This window comes from Aquimarina algicola (assembly GCF_006443095.1).
Lineage (GTDB): Bacteria > Bacteroidota > Bacteroidia > Flavobacteriales > Flavobacteriaceae > Aquimarina > Aquimarina algicola.
In genome coordinates this window covers 479,589-497,272 of sequence record NZ_VFWZ01000002.1, presented here as the reverse complement: position 1 = coordinate 497,272, position 17,684 = coordinate 479,589, and the positions used below count along the sequence as shown (strand labels likewise).

Below are 17,684 nucleotides of genomic sequence, written 5' to 3'. Positions count from 1 at the left end.
TAGGTAGCTGCACAGCAGGTGATGATGATGAAGGAGAAGTCGCTTGCTGGGCGCTACAAAAAGTAAAAGATAGCTATTAATAAGAGAATTATGGAGAATATTGAATTACAGGTAGAACAAGACGGGTTCGCTCAGGATGCAGCCCAAGTAGCAAAACTGGCAGCAGATCAAACTGCACTTGTTCCCTATGTGCCGAAGTCAAATGCAAGTTTCAAAATGGATACCCTTATTCCTAGAAATATGGCTTTCGAAGTTCAAAAGGCGCTGAACCGTATTGTGAAAGAAAAAGGAAACATTGATAACTACGTTCGTAATGAATTAAAATATATATCTACGGCAACCTTATGGAAAGCTTTTGCTGCGGAGCAAGTCGATGCAGTAGCCTTATACCTTAAACAATTTGAGCGACAACAAGGGATTATCATAGGAGATCAAACGGGAATCGGAAAAGGAAGACAAGCAGCAGCCGTTATTCGTCATGCTATAATGCAAGGATATTTACCTGTTTTTTTTACTAAAAGCCCTAGTTTATTTACGGATATGTATCGTGATTTAAAGGCAATTGGTTTTGAAGATATCCAACCCTTTATTGTCAATTCCAGTTCTGATTCAGGAGCTAAAATAAAAGATGCAGATGGTAATGTGATTTTTACTCCATTATCAGGTAAAGCTCAAGAGGAATTACTTACTACTTCCAAGACTTTAGCTACGGAAAGTTTAGAGTCGATAGAATGGCATAAAAGGATAGGAAAAAAACTACCTAATCCTGAAACCACACCAACAGTAACTATCTATGAGAATATAGATTACCTGCCAAGTGGATATGATATGGTATTTACTACCTACAGTCAGATCCAATCCGCTAGTTATTACAAACGTGCTTGGATAGAAAGTATATGCGAGAGTGGTATTGTTGGCAGTAAACGGTATAAAAAAGTAGTGTTCATTTTAGATGAATCTCATAGTGCTGGTGGATTTGATTCTATCATTGGAAACTGGATGCGTAGGGTACTGCCTAAAACACATTCTTGTTGTTTTTTAAGTGCAACTTTTGCAAAGTATCCAGAGGTAATGCCTTTTTACGGCAAGAAAACGGCTATTTCCGAAACAGGATTAAAAGACGGTGCGTTTGTTACGGCTATGCGTAGCGGAGGATTGGCGCTTCAGGAAATTGTAGCTTCTAATCTTGCAGAAAGTGGTCAGCTGATTAGAAGGCAACGCTCAAGTGAGGGAATTAAAGTGGAGTATATCACTTTGGATGAAGAACCAAGCCGAAGTAAAAACAGGGCAAGTGTAAATCGGATTATCAAATTGATGAATGAGGTAGTTCGATTTGAGGAAGAATATGTAGCTCCAATTCTCGGCTTAATTCATGCAGATGCAAAAGCCCAAGGAGAAAGAATGGGAGATAAACCTAGAGGTTTAGGTGTAAAACAAGCTCCTTATTTTTCAAGAGTATTTAATATCGTAGATCAAATGCTTTTCGCTTTGAAAGTTGAAGAAGTGGCAAAGAAAACACTTTCACTTTTAAGAGAGGACAAGAAGGTAGTTATCGCTTTCAAATCCACAATGGGTGCATTTTTAAAGGATCTGAATCTATCAAGTGGTGATGTTTTACCAAAAGAAGAATTGGATTTTGTAAGAACCTTAATAAAAGGATTGGATAGTATTTTTTTCTATAGCTATACAGATATTGATGGTAAAAAAAGCAGGCAACGAATAGCGATTGAAGAATTATCTAAAAAAGGTCAAGAGGAATATACCAGGATTAAAAAGGCAATGCTTTTAGAAAGTTCAGGACTAAGTATTTCCCCTATTGACCAACTTGTGCAGTTAATAGAAAATGAAAAAAAACCTTCCAATTTAGGAGGTCACGATGATGAGTATTTCAAAGTGGCGGAAGTTACTGGAAGAAATCAAAAAGTACGCTATAACGGTGACGATGTAGTGGTGTCATCTTTTAGAAGTGATTCGGAGAAGTCTTTTCGATTGTTCAACTCTGGTGAGTATGATGTGTTATTAATTAATCAAAGTGGAAGTACAGGTCAATCTGCTCATGCTTCTGAAGATTTCGCTGATCAACGACAGCGTTCTATGGTTATTCATCAGTTTGAGTTGGACATAAATATTGAAGTACAAAAAAGGGGGCGTATTAATCGAACAGGTCAGGTGAATTTACCTGAGTATTATTATATCACAAGTGATATCCCAACAGAACGAAGATTGATGACGATGCTAAAGGCAAAATTAAAGTCTTTGGATGCAAACACCACCGGATCTCAAAACACCAATGATGATACCCTTAAAAGTGCAGATTTTTTAAACAAGTATGGCGATAAAGTAGCTTGGCAATGGATTACCGAAAATCCAGAAATGATGCAAAAATTAGGTCATCCAACGTATCACAGAATGACCGACTCAAAGACAGGGAGAAAGTACTACGAAAGGAATGATGGTAAAGAAGGCGCGATAAGACAACTTACAGGAAGGGCGGGATTATTATTAGTGGAAGAACAGGATAATTTATATGATGTTTTATTGGAACGCTACGACCATCAAATCAAGCTTGAAAAACAACAGGGAACGTATGATTTAGAAACTGAATTTCTACCCTTAGATGCTGAAATTAAAAAAAGATACCTATTTAAACAAGGGAATGGTGGAAATACACCCTTTGGAAAAGATACCGTTCGGGAAGTAAGCATTGTCAATAATTTAAAGCGCCCCTTAACTAAACAAGACGTTGAAAATCGAATCACCAAAGCTTTAGATGGAAGAAAACCTGAGCAAGTACGAGCCGAACTCACAAACGATATCAACGAGAAATTTCCATTACTCATTGAAGAACGTAGAGAGAAACGAATGGCAGTTATCGGTAAACTTCGAGAAGAATTGAATGATTTACCTGATATCGGAAGTGGAAAGGATGATGATGAAAATGAAAAAATAGCAAATGACCGAGAAAGGCTGCACGAATTGATAGAAGAAAAATTAAGCGCAGTAAATGAGTACCTACAAAAGCTGGAATATATTAAAAAGCAAATTGTAAAGTATGTGGGATATTTTGATATCGGAGAAGTATTGAAAATACCGTATCTGAACCCTACTAAAGAACCTTCGTGGGGTATATTTTTAGGGATCTCATTAGGCACATCTGCCAAAAACCCATATACCTATGGTAACATACAATTACGATTTGCAGTTGCAGATTCCCGTAGGCTTATTTCCTATTCTCTACAACCTGAAGAACACGCATATATAAGTTTGATCTATACGCAGAGTAAGGATATTTCAGAAGAAGAACATAAACAAATTCCAATAGAATGGAATGAGCTGATAAAAAAAGCATCATCCAAACGAGAACAAAGACATATTCTTACAGAAAATATTGTCGCTGCATCTGGAGCAATTGGGGGAGAAAATAAATTGGTTAAATACAATACCAAAACAGGTGTCATTAAGAATGGTATTCTGATGGATAAAGAGTTCGGTAAAGATGGTGTGAACAAAGCTCTATTACCCATGTCAGAAGCTTTTAATATTATTAATGGTCTTTCTACCGATGAATTCTTTTCAGATCAAAAGGATCAACTTCGCTTCAAACGCATTGGCGAAAATTATTTGCAAGTATACATTCATAAAGGGGAGAATTATAAGATGGCAATAGATCCCAAGCTACGTGAATTAATTAGAAAAGCAGAAGGTCAGACAGATGATGAATTACCCGATTTTGTTCAAAATGGAGGAGAAATGACAGGAGTTCTTCATCTAAACAACCTTAAGCCTTTTTTAAAGCAATTAGATACCTATGGTTTGCAATTTTTGGGTAAAGCCAAAGAGTTAGAGGATTGGGAAATAGAAAATCAAAAAGATTGGGATCGAAATACTAAAGAATCTGAAGGTAAGTATTTGTATGAATTAGGTAGACCTTATGGTCAGGGAAGTAACCCAATTACAGGATTCAAAGAATATAAAGAACCAGGAGATACGAAGTATACTTTTGGTACTGTATCCTACAATCGACCTCTTAGTGATAAAGAGAAATACAACTATTCACTTATTCCTATTTTCAAAAATGTGGTGATTCCTTACAGAGCTTGGAAGCAGGCAATTAGTAGTACTCCAGTAGGGAAAGAATTTGAAAATATAGTGGAAGAAGCTTCAAAGCAAGCACTTTATGAAGCCAAAGATACGCTTGGGTTCTTTATCACTAACAATCCGCACGAGGATGGAAACCCTGAGTTTGTTTTCGGAAGATATAACGAGGAGGAATTAGGCAGAACAGCCTATGAAGATATGATAGAGGAAATTAATGCTATTGATGAAGTATTAGATCAGTTAAGGCTTTATCATAGTCTTCAAACTGCTTAATGAGTAGCTAGTAAACAACTATTAATAGAATAGAATTGATATGAAAAGACGAACATACACCTTAGATATTCCAGAGATCAAACAGATCCCAAATTTTATGAAAGTCTTAGATGATTTGAGTAGCGGGAACAATGTGTTTTTGGTAGGAAGTGCTGGAACAGGTAAAACCACTCTAGGAGAAAAGGTAGCCTATGCCCTATTTGGCAGAACTGAAAATGATAAAAAAGCATTGCCTTTTGTAGTGGTGAACTGTAATCAATGGACATCCCCGATCGATATTAAAGGAGGTCAGACAATTTCAGGGTATAAAGAAGGTGCGCTTATAGAAGCTTGGAGGGATGGAAAAATACTCATCCTTGATGAGATGCCCAAACTGGATGCCAATACCGCAGGCTTATTAAATGATGCCTTGGCTAAGAGTTCAAAACCTGAAGCTATCATTTTTAATGGTCTTAATGAACCGATTGTAAAACATCATGACTTTGGCTGCATTGCAACTGGAAATGTTATAGGGAAAGGAGCGAGTGGGAATTATGTCGGTAACAATAAGCAGGATGCATCTCTTTTAGACCGCTTTAGCGGATGTATTTATAGGATTGGATTTAATGAAGTATTAGAACGTCAGTTAGTCTACGCTCCAGTAGCAGATATATGTATAAAAATACGTAAAGCCATATTAGCCTATGAAGGCAAAGAAATAGGTGATGATGATACTGAAGATATTATGACTTTAAGAACAATGCTCAATATGGAACGAGCTTATGAACTGGAGATGAAAAGAGCAACTGGATTAAAGGATGAACACGGAAAACCCTATCGCAAAGTGCCAAATGGTAAAACATTAAAAGATGCTTTGGAAAGTTACTTTATGGTGATGAATGAAGATAAAGCGAACAAGATCAAACTAGAAGTGAATCTGGAGGGCTTTCTTAACTCATATAAAGGAGTAATAATGATGAACGAGTTCAAAACTGAATACAAAAAAAGGTTGGGATAATAGCATATTATGGGCGTAACTAAGATACATACAAAAAAACGAGGAAGGAGGACTACCTATTATTCTTATTTCGATAGTGTTCAAGCATTCAATGACTTTGTAGATAATAAAGCTACTGCTTTGAATATTCATAATCGTGAAAGACTAAAAAACATGAATGAAGCAACAGCTTCAGCAATAAGTGCTGGTAGTTCTTGGTATGGATCTCCAAGTCCCAAAGATGTTAGTGAATTGAATGAACATAGATACTTTCTAGGAATGGAACTATTGCGAACAATTCAACCCAAGATTAAGGATAAGCTAGAGCAATATATAAAACTAATGGGCAATCAGATTTTATCTAAACCGAAAGTGGCATATAACGACAGAGGTTTGGGAGTTTTCTCGTTTGACCGCGCAGCAATGGGATTATATCGATTACAGCCTACAGGATCAAAAAACCCAATTGAAAATACCATTAGCCAACTTCAAATAGAACTGGATAGTTCAAATAAAACGACTGCGGTCAAAAGTGTATTCGCCTATTTCAAGGATAGAAAATCTTCATATCCAGCATTGAGCTTGTATTTAATGGCAGGTGGTAATGCAAGAGTAAAGGGAGATGAACTCTTATATGTGGGTTTAGCGTGTGCTGAATTGGTTGAGTTTATGGAAATACGAGGGGTAGCCGTAGAAGTGAATACATTATTAGGAACTTCTTTTAAAGGGAATGTTGCTATGGGAGTTATTCGGATTAAACGGTTTCAGGATAGATTAGATAAAAATCAACTGTTACTAATGACAAGTGACCCAAGATACTTTCGCTACAGAGGATTTAAAGCACTTATAGGATTAAGTGATCATTTTGGTCTAAACATACCCGATGGTTTAGGATCATTAAAAGCAAATATGGGAAAAGACTTTGTGAAAGAAATAGGGGAGAAACAAGAGCGCTATGCTGTTTTTGAACAGAGTTATTCCATAAATGCAGCCGTCAATGAAGTCACACAGATTATAAAGGACTACACTCAACAAATCAATAAGAAATGAAAAAGGAAACCACTAAGAATACCCAAAATATTACCCAGCATATCATTCATGCTATAATGAATAGAGCTATAGAGATTAACAAAGAGTGTGCTGAACATTGTAGGGATTTCAGAATTATGGAATCATCAATGCATAAAGACACCAGAATCTTACGGTGGACAACCATTGATATTAGTAATGTTGACCGCCCTTTACAATGCTATCGTTACGAATGTTTTGATATGGACGGTACTCCACAAAACTGTTCTATTCATTATTCAGATCAGGAAGAAGCAAACGAATTTTTCATGAGTTTGACGACACTATATAAACAAGAATTTTCAATCGATCATACCCTTTAAATTATGTACAAGATAAAAGATACAAAACGAAAAGAATTAAAAGCAGTTGAAATTCTGCATCAGGAAGAAATCCTAGAAAGAACCAAAAGAAAACTTGATCCAGTTCAAGCTTTTGAGATTATTAAAAATGAATCAAATGGCTTCAGTACATCTAATGTAAAAGCACAGGAAGCAGATGAACTTTTACATCTGTTATTGAATCGTGATGCTAAAAGTGCTTCAGGAACTTCATCAAAGAAGAAGAAAACTTCGAAAAAAGAACTTTCCGCAACAGAAATACAAATTCAAGCAAGAGCCAGAGCCAGAGCATTAGAATTACTGGAGCTGGAACTAGAGTTGGAATTAAACACCAAAAGTGCATAAACCTTTTAAAATAAGAAAAATGGCAACAATACAAGATTTATTAGAATTAGACCTTTCTAAAGTACGACCACAAGCTTTACAAGAATCTGTAAAAGGAATTATAGAAGACTATAATGGGATAGAAGCTAAGGAGGTATTTGAGAAAGAAGAAGAAAATAGTATCAATAAGATATACCAAATGGTAACTAAAGTATCTCCGGATGCCATTGTAGAAAATCCCTGTGGAGATCCAGAAGAAGAAAAAACCGAAAAAAAGTCTCCCCAAAAAAAGGGAGTTACCACAAAGAAAAAAGACAAAACGCCCAAAAAAGAAAAAAAAGAAATTCCAAAAAGAACAACTACTAAAAAAGATTTAGACGCGGTTCTTAATGAAATAAAGCAATGCCGTGTCAAAATAAAGAAGTATAACGAGCAAAAAAGAAAAGAAGAAGGACCAAAACCTAAACCCTCTCCATACATTAAAATACGGGCTCATTTTATTGCTTTAGGAAACTTGATTCCCGAAAAACTAAAGGGCAATCTTGAAGTGCAAAAAGAATCCAAAAAGTTGCTAAAGAATACCCATCGTAATCTATTGAAGATTTACGGTATGAATGCATTGCGAGGTCAAAAGGATAATGAAGAATTGAAGGAGCGATATGATAAAATCGAAGAAAAACTTGAAGGTAAATAAAAGCAATATGAAACAGGTAAAGAAAAAGAAGATTGATAAGAAAGTGTGGATTATAACTGGAGCTGGAGTAGCTATTGGAATTGGAGAAGCGCTATTGTACTATAATCTTGGAAAGAATGCTACTACTAAATCGTTCAAATTTGGAATTCCAAGAGGTAAAGAGTTGTATCAAACACTAGCTGTTGTTGCTGTCACTTCAGTGCTTACCGCAATGTTATCGAAAGGGATTGAAAGTGCTATAAATACTGAAGCTAGACAAGGTACGGTGGTTTAATGAATTGAAATTTTAAAAGTAAGAGAAATGAAAAATAAGGCAATTGAATTCAAACAGTTTTTAAAAGAAAACAACATTAAGAAAAAAGACCTTCCTGAGCCGATTCAGGAAATGATCGAAATCTACGATCAATTATATGAGTTGGTAGACACTATGGAAGAACCAAACCTTCAGGAGTTAATGGAGCAATTAGAAAAATTGGATATCGATATCCTTGAGGATATAGAAGAAGAATATGAGGATTTGCTTACTAATAATGAGCGAACCGAACTTCCAAAGAAACCAGAAGTTACTATCAAAAAATCACCACAAAAAACAGTTCCCACAAAGGAGAAAACTGATGAAATGATTTTGGATGAATTGGTAAAAATGAAAAGGACTAAAGGTCTTAGGAGATCAAAATTGAGAGGTATGGGGCTAAAAACTAAGATTGGGGGCGATACAATAATCGGTAAATATATGCTTGAAAGAACTTCGTTTTTTTATTATCGATATAACATAGTTTCAATGAAGTAATCTTTTAAATGGGGATTTAGTATGGAAAAAATAGCAGGGAAAGAGTATTCAGATTTACAACAAAGTATCGATAAGCTGATTGGAAAGTTTGGGATGCAGAAAGCCATCAATATTATAAGACAATTATCAGGAACGATAAAGGTTCGAAAAAATAAAACACAACGTCTTAAGCTGATTACTGTTTTTGTGATTTCTGAAGCCTTTAAAATTTTTGAAGTTGAGCATAAAGAAGTAAATGGTAAGATTACAAAAGAGTATAAAGAAGCTCGTATGGCGAGTTATCATCTTATAAATCAATATACCAGATTAAGTTACAATGAGATAGGTAAGTATTTCGATCAAGGGAAATTCGGAGCTTATTATCATATTAAAAATTGTAAGGAGATCCTATCCATTCCACAATTTAATAAACCGTTCGTAGGTCGATATGAAACCTTAGAAGAAAACCTTATTCAATTTATAGCACAGATAAACTAAGAAGATATGAAGAAAGAATTGGAGAAAGAAGTGGTAGACGTATTGAAAAATCCAAATGATATTGGTTTTGAAGATATTCAGGATGAAGAATTGAGTCCTTTAAATCAGGCGGTCATTGAAAAGGAAATAGCAGGTGTAACAAAACCTGACGACTGGAATATATGGAAACCAGATAGACCAGGACAAAAGAATGATTTTAATGAAGCAGAAAAGAATTCAGGAAAAGCAATGGAACAGGAAACTTTTGATACAAGGGATAAATCACCTTTAGACGCACCAGAACAGGAAATAGACGAAGGGTTTGAGAATGGTTCAACTATAAGTGATGATGATTCACAAGCAAATAGTGATGCAGAGAAGGATGAATTTGAGTTACCGACGGATGCTGCTAAACAAGCTGCTGATAGCATTTTTGGAACGGTTAACAATCTAATTGATTTAGGAGGAGGATATTTTGTAAAGATCAGGAAGCACAAGGAATTCTATGATTTTGAAGAAATAATAGAACTCATTGAGGTTCAGAACGAGAAGAATGTAAAGCGAATAAAATTAGATAAGGAGGATAAGGCGCTATTAAAACCTTTGTTAGTGCAAATACTAAAAAGAAAGGCAAAAAAGCTGACTCCAGAGAGACAATTAATGGCAGTAGTATTGTCAATTTTATTTAAGAAAGGTCGTGTAGTAATGGAGATCAAAGCAGAAAATGATCTTTTAGTAGAGCGTATTTTGGATATCGTAAGAGAGGAAAAAGGATACTCGGATCAGGACTTGGAAGCTGATGATGATGAAAGAGATATACTTGATACAGCCTATGAGGAAATCAATGGTAAACCGGAAACTAAGAAAGAAGAAGTGCCACTAAAAGAAAAAGAAGTAATAGATCCTGTAATTGTTCAAGAAGAATACGATGAAGAACCAAGAATGGAAAGCACGATTATCGAAGTGGCAGAAGATCCAAAATGATGGAAGTATGGCTACGGAATCAAAAACTAAGAAAAAGTCTACTAAGGGAAGGAAACCCATTGTATATAGCAATGAGGATTTAGAACGTGATCCATTTGTGATGCTTATCATCGGTGAAATGGGAGTTGGAAAGACCTTTCGTACCAATTTGGAGATCAAATATTATATGAAGGATAATCCAGAAAAAAGTAAAAAAGGCAGAAAAGTTTTAGCGTTTGATACGAATGGACATGATTATCCTACATTCCGTACTGTAAGTCCTAATCATATAAAGGCATTAACAAAAGTGGCTGCTAGAAGAATTCTTCCTTTCAAGAAGGGTGGTAAAGCTATGAGTAACATAGAAAAAAGAGAAGTAGCTGAAAAGATTGTAAATCACTTTAAAAACGGTCTTGTGGTATTAGATGATACGGATAGTTATATGACAGGAGCAAAGGGACAATCACTTATTGGGGCATTGACTACCGTTAGGCATAAGGGAATAGATATTTTGTTTTCACACCAATCTTTAGGAAAAGTGACTACAACACAATTTCAAGCGTGTACTTGGATACGATTACATCATCAGGTAGATCCCATTACAAAATATAAAGAAAGAATCCCTAATTATTCTATTGTTAGAATAGCACAACTTATTGTTAATGAGCAATACGATTTATGCTCCAGAGCAATGGATGAAGGTAAGTTTAAAACTGAATCGGAGTACAAAAAACAACGTAGTTTTTTTGTTTATATCGATATGCGTAGACGAAAAGTTAGTGGTTGTACTAGGGCAGCCTATATTCGAGCTTGTAAACGATTTATTGATCAGGAAGAAAAGTCTACAATACGTATGATGCTTAATGAAAGAGATTTTTATAATAAACCTGTTTATAAGGATCGTAATGCAGCTATTATCAAATTGATTTCTGATTATTTACGTTATCACGATGATAAAATTCTAAGTCCTGTTTTAAATTAGAAGTTATGGAATATAATATCATTTCATTAGGAGCAGGAACACAATCTACAGATTTGCTCTTACGTAGTCTTCGGGGGGAGTTTAATAAAAAACCAGATCTTGCTATATTTTCTGATACAGGAAATGAACCAAAAAGAGTATATAAATATTTGGAATGGTTAATGAAATTTGTTGATCAGGAATATAATTTTAATATAAATGTGACTACTGGAGGTAATTTGTATCAAGATATGTTGGATTATCTCGAATCGAATCGTAAACGACCTTCAGGAATACCATTTTTTATTAAGAACCCAACTACGGGTAAAAAATCAATGCTTAAGAGGCAATGTACAGGAGACTATAAGATTAGACCTGTACGCAAATTTATAAGGGAAGTAGTACAGAAAAAGAGTAAGGTAAATTTATGGTTAGGAATTAGTTATGATGAGTTACAACGCATGAAGGAAGCTGATGTAAAATGGCTTAGTCATCGTTTTCCACTTATCGAAAAAAGATACAGAAGAATCGACTGTATCAATAATTTCAAAGCACATTATCTCCCTGTTCCAGTTCGTTCTAGTTGTGTTGTATGCCCGTATCATTCCAATAATTACTGGCTATGGATTTACGAAAATGAGCCTGATAATTTTGAAGCAGCAACAATCTTAGATGAAAAAATAAGAAGTTATCCAGGCATTAAAGATGAATGTTTTATTCACCGTTCCTGCAGACCACTTAAAGAGGTTATAATAGATATCCAAAAAGGTAAAGAATTAGCATCAAAACAGCTTAATATATTTCCAGAGTTGATTGATGAATGCGAAGGAATTTGTGGCGTGTAAAAAGATTAAAGTGATTTTTCAGTTAGTTAAGAGTAAACTTTAAGAGTAACTACAACAGGTAAAATCCTAGAAAAATAAAATTTCTTTTTATTCGAAAAAATATTTAATTTTAGAAAGACTTAATAGTTAAAGAATCACTTTTGTCTTACCCCGAACCATTTTTTGGTAGTGATTTCTTTTTCTGACATATTGTTATGACTATTACCCTTTAAATGATTTTTGTTCTTAAGTACGTCTCTTATAACATCAGATAATCTGTTTGTTATTCGGATTTTTTCCAGTTAGAATATATAATTGATAGTTAGACTATGAAATACAAACAAAGAAATGAATTGATTAAAAGATTTAAGGTAGTTATTATTTTTAGTTTTTCTTTTTTGTCTTATTCACAAACGTCTTGTGAAGAATTACTTATTTATCGAAATCAAACAATAAGCGAAAAATGGGAATTGGCTAAGAAAAAATATATGATCAACACTTCAATGATAGAGGATATCAGGAGATATCGAAAGGAATTGATTGATGATTCGTCACCGGCATCTGATTGGAGATTGATACCGATAACTTTAAAAACCTTATGTGATGCGATTAATGATCTTGTAGGTGTTGCTTCCCCATCTGGACAAATAATAAACCTAGCAAAGGAAGCGGGTGATGTAAGTCAAAAATCAGAAAGAATATACAACTATATTAATGATGGTAAAAAAATTCTCGATCAGGCAACGGCAGATAATATAGAAATGATTATTGCTAATGAAGCTATTTCAAGATTAGGGAGACTAGGAGCTGTTTACTCATTTGTAAATAACCTTCGTGAAAATGTAAATAATTATGAACAGTTCTCTGAATCAAAAAAGGAACTCAATCGATTATTAAAAATGTTTGAAGACTCATTAAAGGAGTACAATCGAAGACTAGATAAATCTTATTCAGAGTTTGAGGAGCTTAATAATTATGTAGTTTACATCGATAACTATCTTAAAAAAAATTGTAAGAAACGTGAGGAAGACGATTTTTGGTCTGGAGAATCATCAAATGTTGATAAGAAAAAGGATAAAGTAAAAGATGATTTTTGGAGTGGTCAAGGAACAATAGAAGAAGAAAATCAATTTGAAAGTAATACTAAACCTGTTGAAAGTAATCAGTTTATTGGGGATATAGAAAGCTATGGGACTAAATATCTTACTGTTAAATGTAGAGATCATGGGAATATAGATGGGGATAGAGTAAGCGTAAAACTTAACGGGGTAATTATTAAATCTAGTATTAGACTTAGTGACAGTTATTTTTCTTTCGATATTAAATTGACAAGTGGACAAAACAGAATTGATTTTACTGCTTTAAATGAAGGAACATCATCTCCAAACACAGCCGAATTTATAATAATTGATGATAAAGGAAAGAAAATTTCCAATAAAGAATGGAATATTAAAACTGGTTACACAGCTACTCTACTTATAATTACATTTTAACATACTCGAAATAAAGATTGCTTAATTATTGGTTCTATTAAAAAAACAATTATGAAAAATATATTATTCCCGTTTTTATCATTAATCTTGATTGCAGGTGTTAATGCCCAAGTATCAACTAATGAAATAGCAAAACTTTATTTCATAGAAGCAGAGAAACAATTTAACCAAACCAATTGGGAAGAAGCATTGAAGTATATTTCTAAAACAGAAAAATCTTTAAAAAGTACTAATGGTCGTATACTGAATTTAAAAGTAAAAACCCTTTTTAATTCTGGTGAATTTAGGGAAGCTCAGGCTTCTTTAGACTTATTTATAAATAACTATTCTAACTCCGTGACACCAGAGTTAAGAAACGAAACCATGAGTTATTTTATTAAGCTTGAAAAGTATTTTGAGAAGAAGGGAGAGGAAGAAAAAAGAATAGAGAAAGTAAGAAAAGAAAAGGAAGAGTCGCTTAAATATTATACTTATGAAAGTTGTTCAAATTATAGGTGTGAATCAGGAAAAATTGAAGAATCTCATTCTAAGAAGTGTTATTCGTGTGATGGAGATGGATTAAAAACGAAATATGACTATGTTCAAGCATTTGCTAACGGTCTTAATGGAACGAATAAAAATACATCTTATACTGTAAAATGTTCTGTATGTAAAGGGTCCGGAAAGATCAATTTCACAAGAAAAGTTAAATGTAATGTTTGTAATGGGTCAGCAAAAGTTTTAGGGTATGTAGGTTCATATGATTTATCAAATGAAGAAGTTAAAGATGCCATAAGTAATCACAGAGAAAAAATTGACCATTTCATAAGAGTAAAAGAAGCCTTTAGTAATAACTCTGAACTAAGTTTTTATCCGTTGAAGGATTTTGAAACTAATAAAATAGGCTTTTGTGATAGAGATCTTAATCTTTCAATACCGCACAAATATGGATATGCAAAAATTATTGAAAAGGATCTTGCTATTGTTTCCAAAGATGAAAAATCAGGTGTTATAAATTCTAATGGTAAAATTGTAATTCCTCTAAAATATAATGAACTAAAAAAAATATCAAATAATTCATTATTGATTAATGAAGTTTACGGGGATTATTTTATTTCTGATTATAAAGGAAAGCCAAAAAGCACTGCATTTCAGGACTATTTATTACTAACAGGTTTTTATCTGGTAGTTCAGAGCGAATCTGAATACGAAATCTTGAATTTCGAGGGTCAAATTATGGATGATGCAATTTATCAAGATATTATTATTATTAATAAAAACCCTTTTATAATTGCTTGTCAGAAGTTAGATGAATGGAAATTGTTAAGACTTAATAAAACAATCGAAGATCTGTACCCAGAGAGTTATGCTGAAATTGATTCCTATAAATTGAATGGAAAAATATTGATTTTACTAAAAGGTGAAAAAACCAAATTAGCCAAGTCAGATGGTTCTTTAGTGAGTAATGAAGAATTTGAGGAAATCCAGATTAATCAGGACATAGGGCTAGTTAAATTGAAAAAAAACCAAGAATATGGTTTTTATGATGTGAGTAAAGATATTATGATTTATCCTAAATATACTGATCTGTTATTGAATAAAAAGTTTCGGAATCGAATTATTGTAAAAAAGAATGAAGTTTTTGGAGTAGTAAATAGTTATGATAAAGAAATTATTGAACCAATGTTTTATAAGATTTGGTTTGAAACCGGAGGAAAAAAATTTATTGCACAACGTAAAGAAAAAAGTAGAAAAAGATACTTATACGATCTACATGGAAATTACCTTGGAAGCTATAGAGAATGATAATTCAAAGTTACGTTGTAATTAAATTTGTATAGTCTATTCAATTAAATAAATTTAAGATCTATTTTTTACCGCTACAATAAAAAGAGACTCTTTTAAGTTACCAATTTTCAATCAGCATTTAAATGAAAAGAATAGGAATTGAGGAAACACTTTTAGAGTATTTTAAAGTTACTGGTAAAGATTGGCAATATTCGATCCAGTATATTGATAATTTTCCAAAAGACATTATTGAAATTAGATCCGTTTGCATCAACAATAAACATATCCATTTTTGTGAAGAAGGTGATTTAAACAACTTCAATAGCATTATTTATTGGACTTTGGATGCAACCAAATAAACGATATTGAAAAGTTTATTGATTTTCGCCACAATGAGGACAAAACAAGAACTTTTCGTTAATTTGGTGATTACAAGATTGGCACAGTTTCTTTTCAGGATTTAACAATCTTAAAGGCTTGTTTATATTGTGCCTAACGTTGTTAGGAATCTCTTTTAAAAAAGGAGATTCATTACCTTTCTCAGTAATTAAAAAAAGTTCATCTTTTGCCCTGGTAATTGCGACATAAAAAAGTCGTCTTTCTTCTTCCATAAGGAGATCGTGATTAGATGGCTTGATGACTTGAAAAATACGATCTCCCATCCTTACATCAGGAAATCCTCCCAATCCGCTAGTCATTCCTATTACGAAAACCGCTTTAGCTTCAAGTCCTTTTGATGCGTGTATTGATTTTCTGGAAATAAAAATCCCTTCTTTTTTTAGTCGATTCTGATATGGATAATACATTTTAGAGCTTCGATATAGAATAAGTATATCGTCATTTTTATACTCCTTTTCTTGTTGTAATTGTTGGATTTGATCCACCAAAAAATCAACATTATCTTCTTCTGTATTGCCAGAATAGATGTGAATTTTGCTGTCAGATTTTTTAGAAGAAATTATTTCTTTTTCGATTTTAAATTTATTATTCGCAATTACCTCATTTCCGGCATTAACAATATGTTCTGTACTTCTATAATTTAGATTTAATTTAATTGTCTTTGCTTCTGGAAAATAGTCTGAAAAATTAACAATATAATCAACGTTGGAACCTCTAAACCCATAAATACTTTGCCAATCATCACCTACACAAAATAATTGGTTTTCGGAATGATGTAACTGTTTTAATAGTTCAACTTGTAAAGTATTTACGTCCTGAAACTCATCAACAAGTATATATTTGTATTGTTGCTGGAACTTTTCTTTTATGTCTTTTTGATTTTTTAAAAGAGAGATAGTTTTGGAAATAAGATCATCAAAATCCATATAGGATTTATTGGTGCAATATTCTTGATACTTTTCAATAATGGGTATTGCCAATTGATAAAATTTACGGACTCTTTCGTGCTGATCAGTTTGAGATTTGGTATAGAGTTTTTCAGGGCTTTGATTTTCTACTTTAGCCTTATGCATTACGGACATAGCCAAGTTTATAAAATCCTTTATTTCTTTATTGAAGTTTTTAAATTCTTCTTCGAATGACAAAGAAACTTTATAGTGATAGTTTGAGGGCAATCTTCCTTTAACAATCCGATCTAGCTCTAAATTAAAGAGAGCAGTATCTTGCGCTTGTTTTTCAAATGTCTTTTCCAATACCCTATTTGTCTTTTTATACTGTGCTTCTTTTTGTTTACTTGGATAACTTTTCTCACTAACATGTTCGAGATATATATCCGCTTCAGGAATAAAAAAATCAGGTTTAAAATCAAAGTCACCTGTTAAATTGGTAGGCTTTTCGTATTTGAAAACAATATTGTGACGATATAACCAGTCAGCAATATACTGTTCAGATTTTGATCTCACCTTGGTTCCGTTAAGGGAGATGTATTTTTTACTTTCCTCATAAGTATTTAGGATGTTATTTTTCTTTTTCCGTAGATCATAAGAAAGATAATCTAATACATACCGTTTAAGGTCTAATAAATATTCACTATTGGCACATTCTTCTATAATTATTTTATGGAGTACGTCAGTAGCACTTTCGGTTGCACTTGTAGTTAAGAATTCATCTTTCTTTGAGTTATCATTGATGATTTTAAACTTATTATCAAACTCCTTTACCCCATAGTTCCTCAAAATCTGATAGCAAAAACTATGAAAGGTTTTGAGGGTTAAATTATCTATCCATTTGTACTTTTTAATAAAGAAATGCCGTTCTAAGTCTTTTTCTTTTTTACTTAAACTTGGATCGGTTAGTACTTTAGAATATGCACCAGTTTCGTCTGTTGCTAAAAGTAATCTATCTAGCATCTCGTTGGCAGTTTCCTTTCCAAAAGTAATGGTGAGAATATGATTTGGACTTACCTCTTTCTCTTCAATCAAATACAGCAATTTTTGAAGTAGGGTTTTTGTTTTTCCAGATCCTGCCCCAGCTAATACAAGGAGTTGTTTGGATTCACTAAGAACAGCAACTTGTTGTTTTTGATTAAGATGACTGAGGTTTGGGTTAATAATGTCCACAAAGATTTCTTTAAGTTGGTATATAGATTGCTTTTGTAAGCGTTAATTTCCCTTAAAAATAGGGATTTTAGATGTCTTAGGAAACCTGTATAACTAATACTTTATTAAGTTGTTAACAGTTTAGTCACTTGTAAATC

General features: G+C 33.2%; 16 protein-coding genes. 15 read left to right on the top strand and 1 reads right to left on the bottom strand.

All coding sequences use genetic code 11. The features are described from left to right. The first annotated feature begins 90 nt into the window (after positions 1-90). From FHK87_RS06080 to FHK87_RS06010, 15 genes are all read left to right on the top strand, one after another. Complete coding sequence (locus FHK87_RS06080) at positions 91-4,371, top strand: strawberry notch C-terminal domain-containing protein (RefSeq protein WP_140591452.1); 4,281 nt, start codon at positions 91-93, stop codon at positions 4,369-4,371. Positions 4,372-4,411: 40 nt separating this feature from the next. Next, positions 4,412-5,368: an AAA family ATPase gene (locus FHK87_RS06075; protein WP_140591449.1), complete on the top strand. Its 957-nt coding sequence runs from the start codon at positions 4,412-4,414 to the stop codon at positions 5,366-5,368. 9 nt (positions 5,369-5,377) lie between these two features. Next, entirely contained in the window at positions 5,378-6,397 is a 1,020-nt protein-coding gene (locus FHK87_RS06070; protein ID WP_140591446.1) for a DUF7192 family protein, read from the top strand. Then, positions 6,394-6,738 (top strand): hypothetical protein, encoded by a 345-nt coding sequence (locus FHK87_RS06065; protein WP_140591443.1) that lies wholly within the window; start codon positions 6,394-6,396, stop codon positions 6,736-6,738. The genes FHK87_RS06070 and FHK87_RS06065 overlap by 4 nt, the downstream gene beginning before the upstream one ends. A gap of 3 nt (positions 6,739-6,741) precedes the next feature. After that, positions 6,742-7,101, top strand: a complete 360-nt coding sequence (locus FHK87_RS06060; protein ID WP_140591440.1) for a hypothetical protein — start codon at positions 6,742-6,744, stop codon at positions 7,099-7,101. Positions 7,102-7,120: 19 nt separating this feature from the next. Beyond that, complete coding sequence (locus tag FHK87_RS06055; RefSeq protein WP_140591436.1) at positions 7,121-7,774, top strand: hypothetical protein; 654 nt, start codon at positions 7,121-7,123, stop codon at positions 7,772-7,774. 43 nt (positions 7,775-7,817) lie between these two features. Next, on the top strand, positions 7,818-8,048 hold the full coding sequence (locus tag FHK87_RS06050; protein ID WP_317133536.1) for a hypothetical protein: 231 nt from the start codon (positions 7,818-7,820) through the stop codon (positions 8,046-8,048). Positions 8,049-8,075: 27 nt separating this feature from the next. Further along, complete coding sequence (locus tag FHK87_RS06045; RefSeq protein WP_140591432.1) at positions 8,076-8,564, top strand: ECF-type sigma factor family protein; 489 nt, start codon at positions 8,076-8,078, stop codon at positions 8,562-8,564. A gap of 21 nt (positions 8,565-8,585) precedes the next feature. Beyond that, complete coding sequence (locus tag FHK87_RS06040) at positions 8,586-9,041, top strand: hypothetical protein (RefSeq protein ID WP_140591429.1); 456 nt, start codon at positions 8,586-8,588, stop codon at positions 9,039-9,041. A 6-nt stretch (positions 9,042-9,047) separates the two neighbouring features. Continuing rightward, positions 9,048-10,004: a hypothetical protein gene (locus FHK87_RS06035; RefSeq protein WP_140591426.1), complete on the top strand. Its 957-nt coding sequence runs from the start codon at positions 9,048-9,050 to the stop codon at positions 10,002-10,004. Further along, on the top strand, positions 9,949-10,965 hold the full coding sequence (locus tag FHK87_RS06030) for a zonular occludens toxin domain-containing protein (protein WP_226294117.1): 1,017 nt from the start codon (positions 9,949-9,951) through the stop codon (positions 10,963-10,965). The genes FHK87_RS06035 and FHK87_RS06030 overlap by 56 nt, the downstream gene beginning before the upstream one ends. Positions 10,966-10,970: 5 nt before the next feature. Continuing rightward, positions 10,971-11,789, top strand: coding sequence for an adenine nucleotide alpha hydrolase family protein (locus FHK87_RS06025; protein ID WP_140591423.1), 819 nt, complete (start codon positions 10,971-10,973; stop codon positions 11,787-11,789). A 308-nt stretch (positions 11,790-12,097) separates the two neighbouring features. Continuing rightward, a complete protein-coding gene (locus FHK87_RS06020; protein ID WP_140591420.1) occupies positions 12,098-13,261 on the top strand; it encodes a hypothetical protein in 1,164 nt (387 codons plus the stop codon). A gap of 51 nt (positions 13,262-13,312) precedes the next feature. Beyond that, positions 13,313-15,046: a WG repeat-containing protein gene (locus tag FHK87_RS06015; RefSeq protein WP_140591417.1), complete on the top strand. Its 1,734-nt coding sequence runs from the start codon at positions 13,313-13,315 to the stop codon at positions 15,044-15,046. Positions 15,047-15,171: 125 nt separating this feature from the next. Continuing rightward, positions 15,172-15,387, top strand: coding sequence for a hypothetical protein (locus FHK87_RS06010; protein WP_140591414.1), 216 nt, complete (start codon positions 15,172-15,174; stop codon positions 15,385-15,387). A gap of 15 nt (positions 15,388-15,402) precedes the next feature. Here FHK87_RS06010 and FHK87_RS06005 read toward each other — a convergent pair whose 3' ends face one another. Then, positions 15,403-17,547, bottom strand: coding sequence for a UvrD-helicase domain-containing protein (locus FHK87_RS06005; protein WP_226294116.1), 2,145 nt, complete (start codon positions 17,545-17,547; stop codon positions 15,403-15,405). Positions 17,548-17,684: the final 137 nt, after the last annotated feature.